The sequence below is a fragment of the Pedobacter sp. HMWF019 genome (assembly GCF_003061025.1).
Taxonomy (GTDB): Bacteria; Bacteroidota; Bacteroidia; order Sphingobacteriales; family Sphingobacteriaceae; genus Pedobacter.
The window spans coordinates 1-23781 of sequence record NZ_QAIL01000351.1 but is presented as its reverse complement, the minus strand read 5'-3'; the positions used below and the strand labels follow the sequence as shown (position 1 = coordinate 23781).

16 protein-coding genes and 1 pseudogene are annotated in these 23781 nt (G+C 44.3%); 5 read left to right on the top strand and 12 right to left on the bottom strand.

Annotated elements, in window-relative coordinates; translation table 11 throughout:
• Window positions 1-15 precede the first annotated feature (15 nt).
• Window positions 16-876 carry an RNA polymerase sigma factor RpoD/SigA gene (locus DBR11_RS19345; RefSeq protein WP_108554271.1) on the bottom strand — a complete coding sequence of 287 codons (861 nt, stop codon included), beginning with the start codon at window positions 874-876 and terminating at the stop codon, window positions 16-18.
• Window positions 877-1239: 363 nt separating this feature from the next.
• On the opposite strand from DBR11_RS19345, the gene DBR11_RS19340 reads away from it, so the two are divergent.
• The gene (locus tag DBR11_RS19340) at window positions 1240-1707 is read left to right on the top strand and encodes an Lrp/AsnC family transcriptional regulator (RefSeq protein ID WP_108554270.1); all 468 of its coding nucleotides are present in this window, start codon (window positions 1240-1242) and stop codon (window positions 1705-1707) included.
• 4 nt (window positions 1708-1711) lie between these two features.
• On the opposite strand, the gene DBR11_RS19335 is transcribed toward DBR11_RS19340, so the two are convergent.
• On the bottom strand, window positions 1712-2482 hold the full coding sequence (locus DBR11_RS19335; RefSeq protein WP_108554280.1) for a DeoR/GlpR family DNA-binding transcription regulator: 771 nt from the start codon (window positions 2480-2482) through the stop codon (window positions 1712-1714).
• Between the two features lie 322 nt (window positions 2483-2804).
• Here DBR11_RS19335 and DBR11_RS19330 point away from each other — a divergent pair, with 322 nt between their 5' ends.
• Genes DBR11_RS19330 through DBR11_RS19320 form a run of 3 tightly spaced genes read left to right on the top strand, consistent with a single transcriptional unit; the run spans window position 2805 to window position 6699 of the window.
• Complete coding sequence (locus tag DBR11_RS19330; protein WP_108554269.1) at window positions 2805-4388, top strand: glycerol-3-phosphate dehydrogenase/oxidase; 1584 nt, start codon at window positions 2805-2807, stop codon at window positions 4386-4388.
• 32 nt (window positions 4389-4420) lie between these two features.
• A complete protein-coding gene (glpK, locus tag DBR11_RS19325) occupies window positions 4421-5929 on the top strand; it encodes a glycerol kinase GlpK (protein WP_108554268.1) in 1509 nt (502 codons plus the stop codon).
• 29 nt (window positions 5930-5958) lie between these two features.
• The gene (locus DBR11_RS19320; protein WP_108554267.1) at window positions 5959-6699 is read left to right on the top strand and encodes an MIP/aquaporin family protein; all 741 of its coding nucleotides are present in this window, start codon (window positions 5959-5961) and stop codon (window positions 6697-6699) included.
• On the opposite strand, the gene DBR11_RS19315 is transcribed toward DBR11_RS19320, so the two are convergent.
• Window positions 6669-7940 (bottom strand): sugar MFS transporter, encoded by a 1272-nt coding sequence (locus DBR11_RS19315; RefSeq protein ID WP_108554266.1) that lies wholly within the window; start codon window positions 7938-7940, stop codon window positions 6669-6671. The two genes, DBR11_RS19320 and DBR11_RS19315, sit on opposite strands and share 31 nt — an antisense overlap.
• Window positions 7941-8331: 391 nt before the next feature.
• Here DBR11_RS19315 and DBR11_RS19310 point away from each other — a divergent pair, with 391 nt between their 5' ends.
• Window positions 8332-8883, top strand: a complete 552-nt coding sequence (locus tag DBR11_RS19310) for an RNA polymerase sigma factor (protein WP_108554265.1) — start codon at window positions 8332-8334, stop codon at window positions 8881-8883.
• On the opposite strand, the gene DBR11_RS19305 is transcribed toward DBR11_RS19310, so the two are convergent.
• The 9 genes and pseudogenes from DBR11_RS19305 to DBR11_RS29680 all read right to left on the bottom strand — a co-directional run.
• Complete coding sequence (locus DBR11_RS19305) at window positions 8864-9700, bottom strand: glycerophosphodiester phosphodiesterase family protein (RefSeq protein ID WP_108554264.1); 837 nt, start codon at window positions 9698-9700, stop codon at window positions 8864-8866. The genes DBR11_RS19310 and DBR11_RS19305 overlap by 20 nt on opposite strands.
• Before the next feature lie 60 nt (window positions 9701-9760).
• Complete coding sequence (locus DBR11_RS19300) at window positions 9761-12052, bottom strand: Gldg family protein (RefSeq protein WP_108554263.1); 2292 nt, start codon at window positions 12050-12052, stop codon at window positions 9761-9763.
• Window positions 12053-12062: 10 nt separating this feature from the next.
• A complete protein-coding gene (locus DBR11_RS19295; protein WP_108554262.1) occupies window positions 12063-14840 on the bottom strand; it encodes a pitrilysin family protein in 2778 nt (925 codons plus the stop codon).
• On the bottom strand, window positions 14830-17481 hold the full coding sequence (locus DBR11_RS30250) for a hypothetical protein (protein WP_233260830.1): 2652 nt from the start codon (window positions 17479-17481) through the stop codon (window positions 14830-14832). Before DBR11_RS30250 ends, DBR11_RS19295 begins: the two co-directional genes overlap by 11 nt.
• Before the next feature lies 1 nt (window position 17482).
• Window positions 17483-19753 carry a Gldg family protein gene (locus DBR11_RS19285; RefSeq protein WP_108554278.1) on the bottom strand — a complete coding sequence of 757 codons (2271 nt, stop codon included), beginning with the start codon at window positions 19751-19753 and terminating at the stop codon, window positions 17483-17485.
• Between the two features lie 91 nt (window positions 19754-19844).
• The gene (locus tag DBR11_RS19280) at window positions 19845-20768 is read right to left on the bottom strand and encodes an ABC transporter ATP-binding protein (RefSeq protein WP_108554261.1); all 924 of its coding nucleotides are present in this window, start codon (window positions 20766-20768) and stop codon (window positions 19845-19847) included.
• Between the two features lie 58 nt (window positions 20769-20826).
• Window positions 20827-21585, bottom strand: a complete 759-nt coding sequence (locus DBR11_RS19275) for a DUF4397 domain-containing protein (RefSeq protein WP_108554260.1) — start codon at window positions 21583-21585, stop codon at window positions 20827-20829.
• A 19-nt stretch (window positions 21586-21604) separates the two neighbouring features.
• Complete coding sequence (locus DBR11_RS19270; protein ID WP_108554259.1) at window positions 21605-23041, bottom strand: RagB/SusD family nutrient uptake outer membrane protein; 1437 nt, start codon at window positions 23039-23041, stop codon at window positions 21605-21607.
• Between the two features lie 103 nt (window positions 23042-23144).
• A pseudogene (locus tag DBR11_RS29680) lies at window positions 23145-23781 on the bottom strand (hypothetical protein); the annotation flags it as partial.

The window sequence follows — 23781 nt, the reverse complement described above, 5'->3', positions numbered from 1 at the left end:
CGCCCTTTTTTATCATTATCTGTATTCCATCATGAGTTTCTTGTTCAGCATTTCCCTTAAACTGCGGATAGAAGTATCCTTAATCTGACGTACGCGCTCTCTGGAAATTTTCATCATCTGTGCGATGTCATCCATTCCAGTCACTTCCCTCCCATCCAGTCCGTAATATAGTTTGAGGATTTCAGCCTGGCGCTGTTGCAGTTTACCCAGCATTCTGGCCAGTTCCTGTGAAAGGGAAGCACCCTGAATTTCCGCATCGGCCGCAGGGCTGTCCCTGTTTACATAGGTATCTAAAAGGGAAACACCTACCTCTTCACTTACCGTAGCATCAAGGGATAGAGATAAACCTGCATTTTCCATATAATCCACGACCTTATCTGTACCCAATTCAGTATAATCTGCCAGTTCTTCCAGAGTCGGCAGCCTTTCAAAACGTTGCTCCAGTTCTGCCACCGCCTTATTGACCTGCATAATCCCGTTCACCTGGTTCAGTGGTAAGCGGATGATCCTTTTTTGATCTGCGATGGCCTGCATCATGGCTTGCCTGATCCACCACACAGCAAATGAAATGAATTTAAAGCCTTTGGTATGGTCAAAACGATGTGCTGCTTTAATTAAACCAAGGTTCCCTTCATTGACCAGATCTCCAAGCGTAAGGCCTTGGTTCTGGTACTTTTTAGCGACAGAGACCACAAACCTCAGATTGGCTTTGACCAGTCTTTCCAAAGCAGCCTGATCGCCTTCCTGGATTTTAGCAGCAAGCAGAACTTCTTCCGGTACAGTGACCAGATCAATTTTACCAATGTCCGTAAAATAACGGTTTAAAGAATCTGAATCGCGGTTGGTTATTGACCTTTCAATTTTAAGATCTCTCATGGTTCTGTTGATTATCAAGTAATTAATCTTGCAACAAATCTGCAGGGTTTAGAACGTATTGCCTAACAAATGGAAAACTTTAGAAAAAACGACTTGTTTCGATTCACTTTACCGAATATAATTTCATTTAAATCCCTGCTTTTTTTACATACAAAATTTTATTCTAATGGACCAGAATAGAAGTCAGATCCGCCATATGGAAACAGAAAGTACACTATGCTATTTTACATCGGCTTTCCAAAACACCTTGCAAAGCCCTAAAAAATTTGCAGTTTAACATTTGTTTTCTCTATATTTGACTACTCATTATTAACCTTATCCTGTTGCTTATATACACTAACCCATCAACCAACATAGGTTTTTATGAATATTTCCACGCTTGACGAAACAGACAAAGGGATCTTAAATTTATTGCAGAAAGATGCTCATTTAACGATTGACCAGCTTGCCAAACAATTAAAAAAGTCCAAGACACCTATCTTTCAGAGAATGAAACGACTGAAGGAACTAGGCTATATCAAAGCATTTGTTGCCCTTCTGGCTCAAGAAAAGATCAATCCACTTTTTATTGCTTTCCCGCATATCCATTTAACCAGCCATACAGAGGCCGTTCTACGTCAGTTCCAGGACCAGGTTACACAGTTCCCGGAGGTATTAGAATGTTATCATTTAACCGGAAATGTAGACTTTATGCTGAAGATTGTTTTACCGGATATGCATGCGTACAATAACTTTCTGAGAGAAAAACTGGCCAGCTTGCCCAATATTGGAAATGTGCACAGCTACCTGGTACTTTCTCAAGCCAAACACGATACTGCCTTTCCTTTGTAAGGCTTTATTGCTGCACAATAGTTAAATTGATGCCTTTATCCTCCAGCATTTCAACCAGTGCAGGTGAGATTCCACTGTCTGTAATAATATGCTGGATCTGATCCAGTGCACAGATTTTACCTAAACCCCTTTTACCAAACTTTGAGCTGTCGGCCATCACAACCGTAACCTGTGCTGCGGTCATCATTCGCTGGTTTAACCTGGCCTCCATCAAACTCGTGGTGGTGAGTCCCATTTCCATATCAATACCATCTACGCCCATAAACAACATACTGCAGGATACGTCTGCCAGGATCTGTTCTGCATATGGCCCCATTACTGAAGATGAATTTTGACGGAGCTGCCCGCCCAACTGTAATACTTCTACATGCTGATGGTGCGACAATTCCAGGGCAACGTTTAAAGCAGAGGTAATTACCGTAAGGTGTTTTTCTGCATGAATAGACCTCGCCAGTGCCAGCATAGTTGTTCCTGAGGCGATAATAATAGAATCATTGTGTCCAATCATATCTGCAGCAGCCTGAGCAATCAGTCTTTTTTCTTCCGCATGCAATTGCTCTTTTTCGGCTACAGGACGGTCATTGGCATACGGGTTCACTTTTGAACCTCCCCCATGCGTACGGAAAAGCAATTTCTTATCTTCCAAAAGTTTGAGATCCTTTCGGATCGTTACATCAGAAACCTTCATTTGGGTGCTAAGCTCCTGAACATTTACATGACCGGTCTGTTCCAGCTTTTTTAAAATCAACTGATGTCTTTGGGTAATACTCTTCATTTTATTACGGATCATTTTATGGGCTGCCTGCGGAGAACTCACGATGGTTCACCCCCGACACAAAATCTCTGTTTCAAAAATAAACAAATCTCTTAGCTTCTTTGTATTTAAATCGCTTCCTTGCTGATCCAAGACACAAAACTTTCGTTTTGTTTCGAATAACACAAAACGAAACAATTTTACTGAATAATTTACATAAAACAGGAAGCGAAATGTAAAATACGGTTATGATTATTTTTTATTTGTTTTGAATTGTTTTATTTTATAGATTTGACATAAGGAAACGAAACTCGTTTCTTCATCAACCTAAGAAGCAAAAATTATGACTACGGACAGGCAGGAATTGATCAGAAACCTCAATGATCCAGAGCAACTCTGGGATGTTATAGTTGTTGGCGGCGGCGCCACTGGTCTGGGTGCGGCACTGGACGCAGCAAGCAGAGGTTACCAAACACTGTTACTGGAACAGGCCGACTTTGCAAAAGGCACTTCCAGCCGCAGCACCAAGCTGGTGCACGGTGGCGTACGTTATCTTGCACAAGGTGATATTGGTCTGGTTCGGGAAGCCCTTTACGAAAGGGGCTTATTGTTAAAAAATGCTGCCCATCTGGTTAAAAACGAATCTTTCATTATTCCTAATTATGAATGGTGGGGTGGTGCTTTTTATACCATTGGGCTCACTTTATATGACCTTTTGGCTGGCAAACTCGGTTTTGGCCGTGCAAAGCATATTTCTAAAGAAGAGGTGGTCAGAAGACTTCCAACCATTCAGCAAAAGAAACTCTATGGCGGTGTGGTTTATCACGACGGACAGTTTGACGATTCCCGCCTGGCGGTAAACCTGATGCAGACCAGTCTGGAACAGGGTGCAACGATACTCAACTATTTTAAAGTAGTTAACCTGATCAAAAATGCCCAGCAGAAGACTGCAGGTGTTACCGCAACAGATATAGAATCAGGGATTACTTACCATATTAAAGGCAAAACGGTTATTAATGCCACCGGAGTCTTTGTAGATGATCTTTTACAGATGGACAAACCGGGAAAGAAACCTCTGGTCCGGTCAAGTCAGGGTGTACATTTGGTACTCGACAGATCTTTTTTACCGGGTGAAGATGCCATTATGATCCCTAAAACGGATGATGGAAGGGTTCTTTTTGTGGTCCCATGGCATGACAAACTAGTGGTAGGCACGACAGATACTCCACTCAATGAACATAGCCTGGAACCTGTAGCACTGGAAGAAGAGATCAATTTCATTATGCGCACAGCGGCAAGGTACCTCAGCAAAGCGCCAACCCGGAAAGATGTGCTCAGTGTATTTGCAGGTCTGCGGCCATTGGCCGCACCAGAAAACGATTCTTCAAAAACCAAAGAGATCTCCCGCAGCCATAAATTAATCGTAACGGAGTCTGGCCTGATCACCATTACCGGCGGCAAATGGACCACCTACCGGAGAATGGGGGAAGATACCATTAATAAAGCCATAGAAGTTGGAAAACTAAACCCTGCAGAAACCAAGACAAAACAACTGTCTATTCATGGCAGTATGGAAAATGTAGACAGAAGAAACCACCTCTACATTTACGGAAGTGATCAGGAAGCATTATTGGAACTGGGAAACGAACATCCATCCTGGAAGGAAAAACTGCATCCCCGCCTGCCCTTTCTCCAGGCAGAAGTGATCTGGGGCGTAAGACATGAAATGGCCCGGACCATCGAAGATATTCTGGCCCGAAGGGTGAGGGCACTTTTCCTGGATGCAAGAGCAGCTATAGATGCAGCGCCGCTTGTAGCGGAACTGATGGCTACGGAACTGAAGCGGGATGAACAGTGGAAACAAAGCCAGATCACCGCCTTCAGAAAGCTGGCCCAGTCTTACTTACTGGAACCTTATACCCCATAAACAAATCATTTAACCTGTATAAACCTGATATCATGGAATCCTATATTCTGGCCCTGGACCAGGGCACAACCAGTTCCCGCGCCATTGTTTTTGACCACAATGGACAGATCAAATCTGTGGCTCAGAAAGAGTTCAGACAAATTTTCCCCCAATCGGGCTGGGTGGAACATGACCCTAATGAAATCTGGTCTACGCAGGCTGGAGTAGCCGCTGAGGCGACCGTAAAACTGGGCATCAACGGAACCAATATCAAAGCCATAGGCATCACCAATCAGCGCGAAACGACGATTGTCTGGGACAGAGCTACGGGAGAGCCGATTTATAATGCCATCGTATGGCAGGACCGCCGCACTGCTGCTTTTTGTGATGAATTAAAAGAGGCGGGCAAAACAGAGTTGATCCGTTCTAAAACCGGACTGGTCATCGACGCTTATTTCTCCGGTTCCAAAATCAAATGGATTCTGGACAACGTGGAAGGTGCGCGGGATAAGGCCAATGCTGGTGAACTGGCTTTTGGAACGGTAGACAGTTGGCTGGTCTGGAAGTTTACCCGGGGCCGAACTCATGTTACGGACGTGACCAACGCGAGCCGGACCATGTTGTTTAACATCCGGACCCAGCAATGGGATGATGAATTGCTCGCTTTATTGGATATACCAAAAAACATGCTCCCGGAAGTGAAACAGTCCAGCGAGATTTATGGTCAGACGGCCACCACTATATTTGCTTCAAAGATTCCAATTGCAGGCATAGCCGGGGATCAGCATGCTGCCCTTTTTGGCCAGATGTGCATTGAAAAAGCCATGGTGAAGAATACCTATGGTACCGGGTGTTTTATGCTGATGAACATTGGAAAAGAATTTATAGCCTCAAAGAACAACCTGCTCACTACAGTTGCCTGGAAGATCAACGGCCAGATCCAGTATGCTTTTGAAGGCAGTATTTTCATTGCCGGAGCCGCAGTTCAGTGGCTTCGCGATGGCCTGGGCATTATTAAGACCGCCGCAGATGTAGAACGGCTGGCTTTAGGGGTTGGCGATACACAAGGGGTTTATTTTGTGCCTGCTTTTGCCGGACTGGGCGCTCCATACTGGAAGCCGGACGTTCGGGGAACCATAGTTGGTTTGAGCCGGGGTACCACAGCGGGCCATATTGCCCGTGCGGCTATTGAGGCTATTGCTTACCAGACCAGAGATGTACTTAAGGCAATGGAAGCAGATTCGGAGATGGAAATTAAAGAGCTGAGGGTAGACGGTGGCGCTACAGCCAATGATCTGCTGATGCAGTTCCAGGCCGATCTTCTGGGCTGTAAAGTGATCCGGCCCACCGTAGTAGAAACTACAGCGCTAGGCGCTGCTTATCTGGCAGGTCTGGCCGTGGGTTACTGGAACAGCGTTGAAGAGATCCAGCAGCTTTGGGCCACGGAAAAAGAATTCCTGCCAGCAGGAGATCCTGAGCAAATCAAAAAAGGGATAAAAGGATGGGAAAGGGCAATCCACACCGCACAATCCTGGACAGACGAACTTCCGGATTCAGAATAGTTTAGGTATAATCATTAAATTCTATAGGTATGTCTCCTTTTATTGCCGAATTTATAGGCACCTTCCTGCTGATCCTGCTTGGAGATGGCGTAGTCGCCAATGTTGTTTTAAAAGATACCAAAGGCAATAACAGCGGCTGGATGGTCATTACCACGGCTTGGGGTCTCGCTGTTTTTGTTGGAGTTACTGTTGCAGCCCCTTATAGTGGTGCCCATTTGAACCCTGCCGTCAGCATTGGGCTGGCCATCGCTGGCAAATTTGCCTGGGCCCTTGTATTGCCCTATGTAACCGCACAACTCCTGGGCGCTGCAGCTGGTGCTTTCCTGGTATGGGTCATGTACCGTGATCATTTCAACCGGGATAATCCGCCAGCCTCTATCCTCGCTGTATTCTGTACCAGCCCTGCGATACGCAATTATACCTCCAATATCATTAGTGAGATTATTGGGGCATTTGTGCTGGTATTTACAGTCTTCTACATAACGGGCGCAGAGATTACCCCGCAGAAAACGCCCATAGGCCTGGGTTCAGTTGGCGCTATTCCTGTCGCTTTCCTGGTTTGGGTCATTGGTCTTTCCCTGGGTGGAACCACGGGCTATGCCATCAATCCGGCCAGAGATCTTGGTCCGCGCATCATGCATGCCATCCTACCCATCAAAGGCAAAGGCGGCAGCGACTGGGCTTATGCCTGGATCCCTGTCGCTGGCCCTGTTATTGGAGCAGCCATCGCTGCAGCCGTTTATTTGGCTTTATGGCCTCTTGCCGCATAATACCAGATAAACAGGTAGCAAGGCACCATGATCCAGTAGGCTTGCTGAGGATTAACAACATCTGCCAGACGCCCATAAATTAAAGGGATAATGGCTCCTCCGGCGATCCCCATGATCAGTAAAGAAGATCCGATTTTGGTAAATCTTCCCAGGCCAGCCAGGGCTAAAGGCCAGATGGCTGGCCACATTAGTGAATTGGCCAAACCTAAAAGGGCAATAAATAAAACAGATGCATAGCCATGTGTAAACAGAGCTAACAAAACAAAGACCACACCGATCAGAGCAAAAACCTTCATGGCCTTTTCCTGCGATAAATATTTTGGAATACAGACGATACCGATCAGGTAACCCACAATCATGGCTACCAAGGTACAAGTTGTGAAAAATTTCGCTGTAGATAAGGCTATGCCTTGTGAAGCGCCATAACTGATGATGGTATCTCCTGCCATCACCTCTACCCCAACATAAATGAATACTGTTAATACACCCAGCAACAAATGCGGGAACTGCATAATACTGGTTTTATTGGTGTTTGCTGCTGCCACAGCCTCGTCTTCTTTATCGGTATCAATCTCCGGCAAGCTGGACAGATAGACCAGCACAGCAAGAATGATCAGCACAACAACAATAATGATATAAGGTAAAATCACGCGTTCGGCCAGGGTGTTCAGCTCAGTCGCTTTATCCAGGGCCGTCATACTGGCAATTTTAGCTTTAATACCGTCTGCATCTTTCAAGGCTACCGTTCCAAGTGCAATCGGCGCAATTGCACCGGCAACTTTATTACAGATTCCCATGATACTGATCCGCTTTGCCGCACTCTCAGGCGCACCGAGGATGGTGATATAGGGGTTAGATGCGGTCTGAAGGATCGCAAGGCCTGTACCCTGGATAAACAGCCCCAGCAGGAACAATTCATAGGTCCGGGTTTTTGCAGCCGGAATAAAAACAAGTGCCCCCACAGCCATCACCACCAATCCAACAGCCATCCCTTTTTTAAATCCCGTTGCTTTCAATACCCAGGAAGATGGAATGGCCATCACCAGGTAAGAAATATAAAAAGCAAAGGCCACCAAATAGGATTCAAAGTTATTGAGTTCGCAGGCCAGTTTCAGGTAAGGGATTAATACGGAATTGAGCCAGGTTACAAAACCGAAAATAAAGAATAAGGCGCCAATGATAACGATTGGGTTCAATGTAAAGCCCGGAGCTGTTTTGGTGGTTGTTGGTTTAGGTATCATTTTAAGTTTAGGTTCTTGAATTCAAATATATTCAGTTTTTCCGATCTATTTCAGGGTTTAAAACGGATAATCCTTTAAAGTAGGGATAATTGCCCCAATATAAAACAAAGCAATGGAAAGAATACTACGCAAACGTTTGACCAAACGGGCACAGATCTTCATTTTATGCCTCGAATGACCAGATACCGGGGCCGGCCTCCACTAAGATTGGACTGAAAGATCCGGAATGAGCGCACAAACGTTTGCACCTGATTTGAAGGATAAGCGTTCCTTACATAAAAGACACAATTTGTTTACGAAATGATCACATCTGAAAAGCCCTTCCTGGCTGCTTAACTGGTTTAATTCGCCTAATTTCGCCTGTCTATTCAAGCATTTCTTCACTAAAGACATGTACCCTTCAGCTTCATCCAACATCCGGGAAATTCTCACCAAAGTGGCTCAGGGCGACGAACGGGCTTTCACGCTATTGTTTAATCAGTTTTATAGCCTTTTGGAAAGGCGGATGTTATACTTCACCAAATCTGAGCAGCTGGCACAGGAAATTGCACTGGATGTTTTTTTAAACGTCTGGATCAACAGAAGGGTACTTCAAGACATCACCTGTTTTAAATCTTATTTGCTGATTGTCTCCAGAAATCATGCCTTCAATTGCCTGAAGAAGCACAAAAGGGAGGACAACAGAAGAAAGCAATGGATGGAAAACACTGTTCTTTTTTTACCAGAACAGCCGGAAGATACCTTTGATTACTATAGCTGGATAGATGCTGCGGTAGAATCACTTCCACCGCAGCAAAAAAAAATTTACGTGCTGAGCCGCAGCGATAAAATGAAGCAGGCACAGATTGCAAAAGAATTGGATATTGCACTCGAAACCGTTAAAAAACATATGGTTCTGGCGCTGCGCAACATCAAATCAAGGCTTAGGGATTTTGCGGTTTAAGGCCGTTGCGCCATCCGTTCTGGTTCAGATAACCAATCAATGCTTCGGGATGGTCTGTTTGAAGCCCTTGTACATCTTCGTGCATCAGCGCTTTCCATTTTACCGGATTTTCGTCTTTGCTTTGCGCGTCCAGGAAAACACTAACACCTTCTGTTTTCAGCGCCGCCAAAAGCACCGCGCCTGATGCTTTATCCACGGCTTTTAAAGAGGTGGTGCTCAGAAAGGCCTTCAGCTCTTCTCTGGTATGTACATTTTCAGGCAAACGCCCCATGAGTGGCATCTGAGGAGCTGTTTTTCTCCAGGCTTCATATTGACCGGCTTTATTTAAATAAACCAGGATGCTCTTTTCCATCCCCTGCTCTGCAATTTCCTGATAGGCCTGTGCGGCATCCGCATCTTTAAAATCAAGGTAGATGTTGATCTTTCCCTTACAAGCTTTCAGGGCTTCTTTGAAGGTTGGAATCTTATACATCTGACCATCTGTACTGTTTACAGAGAGCTTTGAGATCTCCTCCCAGGTCATCTCACTCACCAAGCCTTTTCCATTGGTCCTGCCGTCTACTGTTTCATTGTGGCTCAGCATCAGATGACCATCTTTAGTGGTTCTCAGGTCGATCTCGACATAATCTGCCCCAAGCCGAATGGCATCTTCAATGGCTGCAACGGTATTTTCCGGCTTAACCAGATGGCTTCCGCGGTGTGCAACAACCACAAATCCATTTTTACATTTTGGTAATGTTGCCGAAGACTGCTGACCAAAGGCCGTAAGGCAATATAAACCCACAGGAATAGACAGAATGATTTTTTTAATGTTCATATGTTGTGTTTTCCACTATAGACAACTATTCTTTAAAAAGGAGGTAATCCGGATACCCTATTATTTACGTTTTCTGCGGATCAGCACAACCATTCCAATCAGGAACATTGCTCCCGGGATCACAGCATAATACAAGACCTGTATGATTTTTACACTGGCCTTGGTCAAGGTCGTATTGTTGTCTTTTGGCCGTGGCCGGCTCATTTCTACCGGGAACTCGCCATAGGTGAACCAGCTAAAGATTTTCATGGCAAAATAGCCGTTAACCGTACTCATATTACCCCTGGCCAACTCTCCATTGCTGAAAAAATCAGCATCACTCGCTACCACGATCCGCTGTTCCTTGTTTTTGACTTGACGGGTCAGCATCAACGCGGTTGGAAAACTCCCTTGCTGGTCTCCTGATTTGGCATCGAAATTTAAAGCTGCCGAATCTACTGCAAACTTTCCCGTTTTAATCCAGCTGTTCTGCTCATCTGTCATCAAAAGCGGATGGATAGCAAAACCTCCGGAATTGACGTAACTTAAAGCCCCGGCACCTGGCATAGACACTACTGCTTTCTGCTGAAACAAGAACTGCAGAGCCGGAGCCATGGCCACAGATCCGGCCGCTAGTTCCGGTGCAACCAAGTCGAAAGCATATTCTTTACTCCGCTGAACCACTGTTCCGTTTAGCATTTTAACACCAAGCGGTTCCAATAAGGGGTTAACAATACTTTGTTTACCAGGCTCGGCAGCGATGATCAGGTTTCCCCCTTCGGCAATATACTTCTCCAGTTTTGCTTTAGTTTCCGCACTAAAAGCCACTTTAGGATCTCCGATCACCAGTGCAGCAATATCTGCTGGGATCTCGCCATGCTCCAGGGATACACTGTCTATGTCAAAACCATGGTTGATCATTGAAGTGCTGGATAGCTTTTCATTGGCCAAAGTCCTATAGTTTCTTTCCCCCAATTTGCCGATACTCCGCTGATAACCATCTGTAGCAAACACAACTTTAGGTGCGGTCTGCATCAGTCTTTTTAATGCCGCTGCTTTTACCTCTTCCTGCGGCCAAAAACCCGCATCAGGCGGCGGGAATGTCCGTAAGAAAGTCGCCTTGCCCTTATACTTTAGCTGCATCACTAACCTCCCATTTTCACCGCTCAGGTCGATCTGTTTCCGGATGTCTTCCGGCTTCAAAAATTTCCGGAGATTTAACTTCTGCAATTTAGCCATATGAATAACCAGCTCCTCAAAAGTCTTTTTGCTCTCGGCCAGTACGGCTGCCATACCAGGAATGGTATCGTTGTAATAGACCCATTTTAATTTGATATTGGGTTTAAAACGCAAATAAGGTTCCCAGCGGGCAATGTCTGCAATACGTTGACTTGGCGTTGATTCCCAGTAAGAGCCTTCCATCCCATTGATGTACTCTGTCACCTCAAGCGGTTCATTCCCCATTTTCTGAAGAATCTCCTGACTGGTTTTGGTGATGGTATTTGTTTTAGTCGCTGTGGCATCATAATATGCAATCAATGGCTGACGGGAGCTGACATAGGTCACACTTAAACCAATCAACACAATAAGCACATATCTGAATACCTGCTGAAAGACCGACCTGGATACTCTTTCCAATTCCAGCTTCGTAATGGTAAAAGCCAGAAACATACCAATAATGGCCAGATAATACAACACATCACGGGTATTCAGCAACCCGGCGAGCATACTTGCTGCCCGGCTGGGCATGGAAAGACTATAGGTTAAGTCGCGTACCACGTCGATTCCCTGTCCAACTGTTCCTATATAATTCATAAAGGCCAGCACCACAAAAGTACCAATAGCCGCTACAGCCTGGTAAGTCGTTAAACTCGATACAAAAATTCCGATCGCTGAATAGGCATTTAACAATAAAAAAGCAGCGAACAAGGCCACCAGAATATGTAGATAATCAAAATTTGGAATAAAAAAGGCCGCCGCCAGTACGAAAAGACTTAGAACCCCTATAATTACCAGATTATAGGCCAGCATTGCAGCAAATTTTCCATACACGACCTGGCTCAGTTTTACTGGGGAAGAATACAATAATTTGATACTCCCACTACTCGTTTCCCTGCTGATGATCCCCATGGTGATCAATGGAATATACAGGTACAAGCTGTTCAAAATATGCACAAGAAGCCCCATCTTCTGCGGATCGGTAAACAGAAAACTGGTTAAAAAAGGAATGTTTTTTGCACTTTCTAATCCGGGCATAACACCTGTAAAGCCTACACTCATTTGTACAAAGAGCACAATCATTAGCAACCAGGCAATGGGGGAATAAAATAGCAGGCTGAGCTCCAGCCTGGCTATTTGTATGATTTTCTTCATATTTAAATCGTTATTTTTTTGCTGGCATCAGTACCAGCCTGATATAATTCTTATCCTGAATAAAGGTCGCTGCAGCTTCCTGAACCGATTTCACTGTAATTTTATTCAATGCAGCATCGTAATCAAAAAATTCAGTTAGCGGTTCTTTGTTCATCTCCTGAGAAACCAGATAATCCAGCCAAAATCCATTGTTTGTTGCTCCTGTTTGCAGGCCAACCTTTCGGCTTGCCTTAAACTTCTGCAGGTTGTCAGCCGATGGCCCCGAGACCCTCATCTTGTTTACCTCGTCCTGTGCAGAGGCAATCAGCTTCTCTACATTCTGCGGGTCACAATCAAAAGAGATGATCAGGCTAAACCTTTTTTTCAGATACTTGGAAAGCTTGAGTTGCACATTCGGCGTATAAGTACCACCTTCCTTTTCCCGCAGACGTTGGTTCAGGCTAATTTTTAATGCCTCGGCAATGGCATTCATCTGAATCGTATTTTCAAAATTATAATCGAAATCACCTGAATACACCAGCATGACACTTGCTTTTTGAGTAAAGCCGCTATAAACTGTCTTCGTAATCCTACCTGCAGGAATATTCATCCCCAGGTCCCGGGCCTTTTCATTTAACCCTTTAGCAGGTAGAGCACCTAGATACTTCTCCAGCAAAGGCTTAATAGCCTTCAGATCCAGATTCCCTACAAAGAAAAATGTGAAACCGGACGCGTCAGCAAACCGATCCTGATAAATTCTAAAAGCTTTATCCAGGTTAATCGAAGAGATGCGTTCCAGGCTTTGCGGTTTTCTGCGTACGTGATAGTTCCCCAGCACAAAGTTTACTGTATCTGTAAAAACCTGATTGGGATCATTCGTTTTGTTGGCCAGGGCTTCACGGCTCCTGCCGATCAGCGTTTGATAAGACTCCTCGCTTTTACGCGGCTCCGTAAAATATGCATATAGCAATTCCAGTGCAGCTGGGAGGTCTTCTTTTGTCGTATTGCCATTAAATCCCTGGTAATTGTCCGCAATAAACGGACTGACCTGCACCTGTTTGCCCGACATTAACTTACCCAGCTGTAAGGCATCGTAATTACCCGCACCCGCAGCAGCGATAATATTTGCAGCTGAAATTGCACTCTCGTAGTCCGCATCACTGACTAAAGAAGCTCCACCTTCCGCAAAACCGTGAAACAGGATCTGGTTATTTTGAAAGTCTGTTTTCTTCAGGATTACCTTTATCCCGTTATTGAGGGTAATCTTTTGCAGACCGCCTGCTTTGATGTCTTCCTCAGCAGTGATTTTTCCTGGTTTTGGCTCGTTTTTAAGTAAAGGAAGATCAAGTGCGTCATCTACAAATGGCGGGAGGTTTTGGGCATAGACGTCTTCAATCCAGCTCAATATTGCCGCCTCAGTTGGCAAAAATGTTTTATTGGCTGCTGATGATTTTACGATGATATCCCTGTCCGTATTTTTCAAATAGGTCTTCATCTGCGCGTTCATTTCCTTCAAATCAATATCCGGCAGCAACGTATTGGTCAATTCATAATCTTTAACTATTCCAGGTGCAATCGTGCCTGTTAAAAAGTGCTGGAGATACGATTTGATCAGTATATCTGAGGCTGTTTTATCTTTTTCCTTTAAGCCTTCAGACATTTTTTGCAAATAGCTTTTTTTGGCCCTCTCCAGTTCTGCCTGGGTAAATCCCTGTTCTTCTATTTTGCGGAGTTCCAGCCATACACTTTTCAATGCCGGCTCAGTCTCTGCTGGTTTAGTGGTCACATTCACATAAAAAGCATTCAATCCACCCGTTATAGGCGCAATGCCAACAAGAGGCAATTGCCTGAACCTGGTTGCCAACATTTGTTCAAAAAGGTTTTTCAGCAGATTGGCCCGGTAATCTGCTGCTGTTACCACTGTCTCTGCTTTTTGCTTCATACTCATTTCAACAGAGATACCGCCAAATTCAGGATCTATAAATTGCATATATTGGTTTTTACCGGTCAGTTCTGCACGATAAATTGTACGTTCTTTTTCCTTTTCAGGATTTTTCAGATCTGAAAACTTGACTTTGATGTCTTTTTCCATTTGATCTACATCAATGTCGCCGACAACGATCAGAGCCTGCAGGTCCGGTCGGTACCAATCCTTGTAAAAACTGCGGATCTCCTCAGGTGTGACTTTTAGCAGCACCTCTTCTGTCCCGATCGGTAACCGGGAACCATAGCGGGAACCATTGGTATACAACGGAATACTTTTTTCCTGAAAACGTTGCGCAAGTCCCTCTCGGACCCGCTTTTCTTCCAGGATCACATGGCGCTCGTGTTCTACATCCTCCGCCTCAATATTGGCATCTTGTGCCCAGTCACGCATAATTTGCAGACCATTGGCCAGCAATTCCGGATGGTCCGACGGCAAAGGCAATTGATATACCGTTTCATCAGGTGTCGTATTGGCGTTGATATCCGCGCCGAAACGTACCCCAGATCGCTCCAGGTAGTCCATTAACTCTTTTTTTGGAAAATGTTTGGTCCCGTTAAAGCTCATGTGTTCTACAAAATGGGCCACGCCTCTTTGCTGATCGGTTTCCAGTATAGATCCTGCTTTAACAGCCAGGTACATCGTTACCCGCTTTTCCGGCGTTTTATTTTTGCGGATATAATAGGTAAAGCCATTAGGCAATTTGCCAGTCCGCACGGCCGGATCCAATGCTAATGGTTGTGTATCCAGTTGGGTTTTACAGGCTAATGGCAGACATAGTGCCGCCAAAAACAGGAACCCTAAAAATTTATATTTAATTAACATAGTGCTGTTCTTTAATGATCTCTACAATCTTTTCATTCTCAATAATGATCATACCCTGCCTGTCGCTGGTAATTCCGCTGGTCAGGGTATATGGATAAGTCGGCACACCATCTTTCATCACCGTTGGCAAGTAGGAGAACTGCAGGTTATCACAGGCTTTGCCCAGGGCTTCCCCGACTTCGATAATGTGGGTGGAAACCACAAAGAAACTATTTCGGTTTGCTGCAAAAGCCTCAGTCACAGCAAGAGTTGCATCATAGGCATCCTTGACATTCGTTCCTTTGAACAGCTCATCAAACAAGACATACAGGTCCAGAGATTCGCTAACCGCCTTGGCTACCGTTTTGGTCCGCAGTACCTCTGCGTAAAAATGACTGTAGCCCATATCCAGGTTATCCGAGACGTTAATGGAAGAAAATAATCCGTCTTTCACGGAAAACTCCATGCGTTTTGCCGCAACCGGAAAACCCATATGCGCCAGATAAACGGCAATACCCATCGACTTCATGAAAGTCGATTTACCCGCCATATTCGCACCGGTTAAAAACAAGACGTTTCTATCCCTGGTCAAATGCAAGTTATTGCTTACGCCATTCCTTAATCCTGGATGGCGGAAACCTTCAATATCCAGCAGCATCTCTGCTGCCGGCAAGGCTTTGGCATAAACAAAACCCTGATCTGCAGCCACCGCAGCAACACCAACAAATACATCCAGTTCGTAGATGAGTTTCAATAAGATCTCCATCTGATCCATCATTGCATGGCGGATCACATAATCGTTGCGGATCAGCTGCATCAATGATGGCTGTCCCTCAGAAGCATTTAAAATCCCCTGCAGCCTTGGATCCTGCAGAATTTTTTGTGCCCGATCTAAGTCTTTCTGATAAACTGAGATACCTTCTTTTCCAGCCAATTCCTTAAAAAAATCACTGAATGCCTGCAGTACTTCAATCGTGACCGATTGTCCGGCCTGTAATTGTAACAGCTCGGCATTGTGAAAAAGCACCTGTTTGAATTTTTTAGTGAAAATTCCCCAGGTGACCATTGGCAGCGAAGCCCCCGCTCCTCCCGAAAGATAGTCTTCCATGGATTCTACCTGTGACCGGATCACTGGAAAGATCACTCTTTGCCGCTGAAAGAAGGCAAAAAGCAAACTTCTGTGGTTAATCTCTACAGGCGAATTTAATGGCCTGGCAAACATTCCTTCCAATACTTTTTCACCTCCCCGGGTGTTCAGTTTGTTAAACATTCCATAAACAGACTGCTGTTTGAATTTACCCAGCAGGTTTAAATCTTCTATGGTTTGTTTGTCGGCCAGCAGATTTTGCGAGGATGACTTTACCTCTTTTTTATGATTGATCAATTCCAGGACACCTTCATTGTTGATGATGATCATACCATGGCGGTCGTCTGTGATGCCTTCAGTGAGTGTATAAGTATATACCGGTTTGCCTTGCTCCATGCGTGTCGGGAGATAACGGAAACTCATATTGCTGCATTTCTTTTGCAGCACCTCTCCAGCCTCCATAATATGGGTGGAGACCACAAATAAAGAATGCGGCTTACTGGCAAAAGCTTCCATAATGGAGATCGTGCCTTCATAAGCATCCTTTACATTGGTGCCTCTAAAGAGTTCGTCAAAGATCACAAACAGGTTCTTTCCAGCACCCAATTCTACCGCTACCTTTTTTACCCGCAACACTTCAGCATAAAAGTGACTGGCACCCATAGTCAGGTTGTCTGGCAGGTTGATGGTGGTGTACATCCCGTCGCAGACGGAAAACTCCATCTCCGCCGCTGCAATCGGAAAACCCAGGTGTGCCAGATAAACCGAGATCCCAAGGGACTTCATGAAGGTGGATTTACCCGCCATATTCGCCCCGGTCAGGAATACAATATTGCCATCCGGGTTCATCTCTAAAGTATTGGGAATGGCACGGCTTAGCAGCGGATGATAGATACCCTTCACCCAAAGGCGGTTCTCATCACGCTGTAAGGCCGTTGGAAAAACATATCCCCGCTCAGTGGCTACCTGAGCAACAGAGATATATACGTCAAGTTGGTACACATGGCCGAGAATTTTTTCCAGGAGCGCCCGGTGTAAAAACCGCAAAATATTATCATATTCTACAATTTTTCCCGAGGAGATCTTACCCTTTCCATGATCCAGAAAAATGGGTTCCAGCTCTTTGGAGTTTAGCAGGGCTAAAGCCGCACCTGCTTCTTTGTGGTACGGGTTACTTTCCACTTCCTTTCCAATACCTGAAAGAAAGATCTTTAAGCCCTGCAGGATTTCCATGAGCGCTGTCACACTTTGTGTAGCGGTTTTAAAATCCGCCATACTAAAGCCCTGGTTAGACAGCCGGCTTCGGGGGTCGGTATTGGACAGATATCTTTCTGCTTCTTCAAAGCGGTTGCCCTGCAACGGAAAGGCGGTCTTACTTTCCTGAAAATACCGCAATACCGCCACGCGGTTATTAATGGCTTTCTCATCTGAAAGCGGGCTGCGGAACATTTCCTCCAGCAGGGCCGCACCACCCTGCGTGAAGGTCTTGTTGAAAATATGGTAGATAGAATCACTTCCCGATTTAGAGAAGATATTCAGATCATCGATCGTTTGTTTATCGGTTATAAAGCTCATTTTATTTACGTTTTCTACGGGTTAGCAAAGTGATTCCAAGCAGCAATATTGCGCCCGGAATGACCCCATAATATAAGATCTGTAAGGTTTCCACTCCGGCCTCGTTCAGCTTCATTGTATTGTCTATAGAGTCAATTTTGATCATCTGCACAGGAAATTCTCCATAGGCAAACCATTTAAATATGCTGAGTGTAAATGCGCTGTTTATTTTTGGCATATCTCTCCATCCTTCTTTATTGCTAAAGAAATCCGCATCCCCGGATACGATAATTCGTTGCTCTTTTTTGTCCAGCTTTCGGGTAAGTTTTAATGCAGTTGGAAATGCCCCCTGCTGGTCCCCGGTTTTTGCATCAAAAACCAAATCTGCGGAATCTAAAACAAAAGATCCTTGTTTGATCCAGCTGCGCTGTGCATCAGTCATCAACAAGGGCTGAACGGCGAAACCACCTTTCTTTTCCTCTTTTAAAGCTGCAACTCCAGGCATCGTGACCACACCTTTATTTTGATAGAGTCCTGTTAATCCGCGGTCCATGACCAGAGCCTCTTCAGTAAGTTTTGGCGTAACAAGGTCATAAGAGTAATCCCTGCTGCGCTGAACAAGGGTCCCGTTCAGCATTTTAACTCCGAGTGTATCCAGTAATGGGTTAAGCACGCTTTGTTTACCAGGTTCTCCTGCGATCAGCAGATTCCCTCCTTCAGCAATATATCTCTGAAGTTTAGCCAGCACATTTTTACTAAACGCCACCTTAGGATCACCGATCACCAATGTCGCAATTCCTTTAGGGATCTCACTGTTCTCTATGGAAACACTGTCGATATCAAAGCCCTGATTGATCAAAGCTGAACGTGAGGTTTTGACATTAAAGAATAATCTATAGTCCCGGTCGCCAATCTTGTCTACCCTACGCTGATAACCATCTGTTGCAAACACAATTTTAGGCGGTGTGACCAGCAGTCGCTTCAATGCAGCGGCAATTTCGGGTTCCTTAGCCCAGAAATCACTGTCCCCAAAAGTTCGTAAAAAAGTCGTTTTGCCCTTATATTTAAGCTGTACGACCAATCGACCATCTTCACCTCTCAGGTCTACCCGCTTGCGCAAAGCTTCCGGGCTTAAAAAATCAGCCGTATCTACCTCTAATTGTTTAGCCCTTTCTTTAAAAAGTTGATGATCAAAACTGCCGTTATAATATACCCAGTTTAATTTGATATTGCGTTTGAAACGCAAATAGGGCTCCCACCTCAACATAGATGGAATCCGGTTAACCGGTGCACCCCGCTCATAACTGTCGTCCATGAGATTGATGTATTCCGTCATTTCAATAGGTTCATCCCCCATTGCTTTAAGTATATCCTGCGTATTTTTAGTAATGGTATTCGCCTTGATATAGGTTGCGTCGTAATAGACAATCATGGGCTGGCGCGAGGTGATGTATGCTACAGTTAAGCCAACAATTAAAATAATTACATACCTTAAAGCCTGTTGCGCAATAGATTTCGATACTCTTGTAAATTGCAGCCTCGCGATGGTAAAACCAAGAAAAATTCCGGTGATCACCAGGTAATAGATCACATCACGGCTGTTGAGCAGCCCTCCAACCAACCGCTCAGCACGACTTGGCATGGAAAGACTATAGGTCAGGTCACGTACAAAATCCAGCCCCTGTCCAAAGTTGCCAACATAGTTCATAAAGGCCAGCACGGCAAAAGTACCGATGGCTGCGATGACCTGATACGTGGTCAGACTGGACATGAAGATTCCTATCGCTGAATAGGCACATAAGAGTAAAAAAGAAGCCAGCAAGGCCACCAGTATATGAGGATAATCAACATGGTTTATAAACAATGCTCCCAAAATGGCAAACAGGCTCATTAAGGTCACAACCACCAGGTTGTAGGTGAGCATCGCCAAAAACTTTCCATAAATAATCTGGCTCAGTTTTACAGGTGAAGAATAGAGCAGTTTTATCGTTCCGCTATCCAGTTCCCGGCTAATGATACCCATGGTAATGAGCGGTGTATACAGATATAAACTTCCAAGAATAGTGAAAAATATGCCCGCGGGTAGCGTACCCATGGCTATACTTGTAGTGAATAGTTTATCTGTCAGATCCGTAAACTCCACCTTCAATCCCAGCAAATATTGTAGATCTGCTATTGCCGATAAATTTGCCAGTGCCATCTGTATAAAAAGCACCAGAATGAGCAGCCAGGCAATCGGGGAATAAAACAGCAGGCTCAGTTCCAGCTTTGCTATCTGAATGATTTTTTTCATCAGTATATATTTTTTTAATGGAGATGAAGCTATCATGAGTTTATTCATTGTGTTTTGTGAGTGTAAACTCATGATGGTTTCATAATTCTATTTAATTCGAGATTTTGGATAGCTGGGCAAAAGTTTCATCTAAAGAATTTTTCTCCATATTGAGCTCACGCAAGCGCCATCCATGCTTTGCACTTTCTAATACTACCGTTTCGGAAATACTGCGGTCACCATTAAAATAAATCCGCAATTGCTTTTCAGTAAGGGTTTCAATCCGGATCACACCTTCTATGGCCATCAGTGCTTCTGCCGGAGGGGCATTCTCCATGATGACCAACATACTGTGCGGGGCGATGTAATTGTCAAAAGCTTCCATGGTATCTGCAAAAACGATCCTGCCGCTTTCTATCATTACGATATCTTTACAGAGATACTGTACCTCGGTCAGAATATGGGTGGAAAGAATAACCGCACGTTCCGCAGCAATGTCTTTGATCAGACCGCGCACTTCCAGGATCTGATTAGGATCCAGCCCGTTGGTCGGCTCATCAAACACCACCAGCTTTGGTTTGTGGATAATCGCCTGGGCAATACCTACCCTTTGTTTGTACCCTCCGGATAAATTCTTGATGAGTCTTTTGCTAATCTGCGTAAGGCCACAGCGCTCTTTTACCTCCTCCATCGCTGATTTCAATTGTGCTTTTTCTATTGAGCGCAAAATAGCGGTGTGTTTCAGGTATTCATCCACCGTCAGGTCCATATACAAAGGCGGTGTCTGCGGTAGAAAACCGATTTCCTGTTTGGCGAGCTCCGGCTCTTTACTCAGGTCAATGCCATTGATGGTGACCGAACCTGCGGTAGGTGTAAGCACACCGCAAAGAATATTCATTGTGGTAGATTTGCCAGCTCCATTAGAGCCCAGCAAACCTACAATCCCACTTCTGGGGATCTCTATATTGATGTCACGTATAGCCCAGCTGGTACTATAACGGTGCGACAAGCCGCTAATACGAACGATTGGTTCCATAGTTTAAATTGGATTAAAATGTGATTCGGGAAGAAAGTCTAAAAGACTTTTAATGTTATCAATAATCGTTGATCAGGAAAGCATCTTGTTTTTGATCTCCGCTGGTTACACCAGGTAGCCCTTTTAATGCAATTGTGAAATTGCGGTAACGGCGTAAATTGCCAGTCCCCTCTCCAACTCCATCGATCACGGCAGTAGCCAGAAGGGCCTGAGTTTCTTTATCCCGGAATTCAAACGTATAGTTTCCTGTTTCCAGCCCGGCATAGTAGTTTTTATAGCCAGAAATTCCTTTATACGGCAGACCATCTATTTCTTTACGGCTGCTTTCTGATAATAGATAAATGCTTACAGGTTTGCTTAGGTAAGAAAGGTTTGCAAAACGAACGCCAAATGTGCTGTCCCGGTCATTGTGATAAGGAGGGATCGTAGTTACCATCATCGTATCTGGCTTGGCTGCGGTTCCTACAAGGAATAAACTATTGATACTTCCCGGTTTTAAATGAAGCATCAGGTTAAACAACGGTTTGCTGCTGGGCAACGTATCGGGGTATTTGAAAATTCCCAATGGCTGCTCCGTCTTTTCTATAGAAAATTTGCAGTTGTCGGCAAAAGCACCATACATCAACGGGATTGACCCACTGTAATATTTTATCGGCGTAGTACCACTAAAGTTCGGCACCATTCGGTTAACATCCATAATACCATTGACCACAGTTAGGGAAGAAGTGGTGATTTGCTGTTCCGTTTTTTTGCAGGAAATAAGGGCTATGGAAAACAGGCATACCGCTCCAATGAAACTCATTTTATAATTTTTCATCTCTTTGTTAATTAAGAATTTAATAACCAGGATTTTGAATCAGATTCTGATTCGTTATAATTTCTGATCTTGGAATTGGATAGAGCAACTGATAATCGCCCGTCCATGGCTGTTTGATTTGTACAGCAGAGAGTACATCGTGCGCTCTTCCTGTTCTTTTTAAATCGAACCACCGGTGCCCCCACTCTGCAAAAAGCTCTATCTCCCTTTCATGTTCAATAGCCTTGGTTACTTCATTTTTAGAGAGCGTGATTGGCAAGTTATTCAAACCTGCCCGTTTTCGGATCACATTCAGATCGGCAATAGCCTGGCTTAGGGACAGACCTCCAAGGGTCTGAGCTTCGGCACGGATCAGATATTGTTCCGCAAGCCTTAGAACTACAGAATACTCCGTAACGGTTCCTGTTATCGAAGAATTCGCCTGTCCGGTTTTATATTTATACGCCTGATAGACCGGCTTTCCCTGTAAACTGTCTCGGTGAAACCATGCTTCTTTTCTCTGATCCTCCATTTCGAAATCATTTTCCAACTCTTTTGATACATAATAGTAAGCCGGTTTCGAAAATAGTGTGGTGCCTTCTGGAGTCGCATTTTTATTGGCAGGCAACGTACTTTGCTTTAATTGCCAGATTGCCTCCTGGCTCGTAGATAAAAAGACCGTATTTAAATCTGCCGGGAGGTTAAAAAGAGCGGCTTGACCAATCACTTCGCTGGCTTGTGCCGAGGCATTGGCATAATCACCGGTGTACAAGTAAACCCTAGCCAGCAGTGCTGTTGCAGCCCATTTAGTTGGAAGAATTCTTTCGCCGCCCCCTCCCGAAAAATCGGCAGACAAAAGGGATTTCGCATCCAGAAGGTCTTTGATCATCTGTGCATACACTTCATTTTTAGGTGTCTTTTTCATGGTGGCCGTTTTATTAAAGTCTACCGTAAGCACCATAGGTACATCACCGAAAAAATTCACCAGATAGAAATAGGTAAATGCCCGCACAAATTTTGCTTCTCCGGTCAGCTTTTTCCTTACTTCATCATGTAACTTAGGAGAAACAGAGGCTTCAACTCCTTCAATAACTGCATTAGAACCATAAATTGCAGTATAGGCTGTTTTCCAGATAATAGCTGTTGATCCGATATCAGCTGTTAGCCTATTTTGATTGAATAAATAATCCTGGCCGTTGGTCGTACTGGCAATTAATTCGTTTGCAGACATCGCACCATAAAGAGTAGACATGCCCGTGGCAAAACCAAGCAATCCTGTTGCTCCATTAGAATCATTATTAATCATCAGTGTATATACTCCGGCCATGGCTGAATTGGCTTCGTTATCATTCGAAAATACCTTGACCGTAGTGATGGTATCCGTTGGCTCTGGAATACTGACCAGCTTTTTACAAGAAGAAAATGCAACAGCAATAGCGACCAGGGTAAGACTGTATAATTTTAGATTTGTTTTCATTGGAGTATAATTTGTTTTTATCGGTAATGAAGCTTGCAAAGCTTATTCATTGTATTTTGTAAGCAGTACGCTTATGCAGCTTTCATTATCATATCGTTATGAGTTAAAAATTTAAGGAGAGACCACACAAAAACGTCTTTGCCGGAGGAAGTGCACTAAAATTATCTATATTAGGATCCATACCATTCGCTTTGCTCAACACAAAAATATTTTGTGCCTGCGCATATACGCTCATTGACTTTGCCCCTATCCTTTTGACCAATTTTTCATTCAGCCGATAATTAAAAGACAAATTGTTCATCCGAAGAAAGGAAGCATCTCTGTATCTGCCATCTGAAAGAGCAAAATTGCCGGCACTTTCACTTCCTGGAATCGTTGTCGGTTTTGGATATAAAGCATGATCACCAGGAGCTTTCCAATAATTCCCAAATACCTCAACTGGTTGATTTCCATAATTTCCTAACAGAAATTGACTATTATAGTATGGATTAAGGCCCATTCTTTTTGTAAAATCAAAAAAACAGCTGACGTTAAAGCCCTTATACGTAAAAGAAGTACCAAAGCCACCAGAGAACTTCGGGCTGAGATCAATGGCAACATACCGGTCATCTCTACCAGTACCGGTTGGCCCGGTATTATCTATACTGATCGCACCGTCATGGTTATAATCTTCAAATGTATAGTTACCCGTTAGTGGATTTATTCCTGTATAGTGTAACAGATATTGTGTATTAATAGAC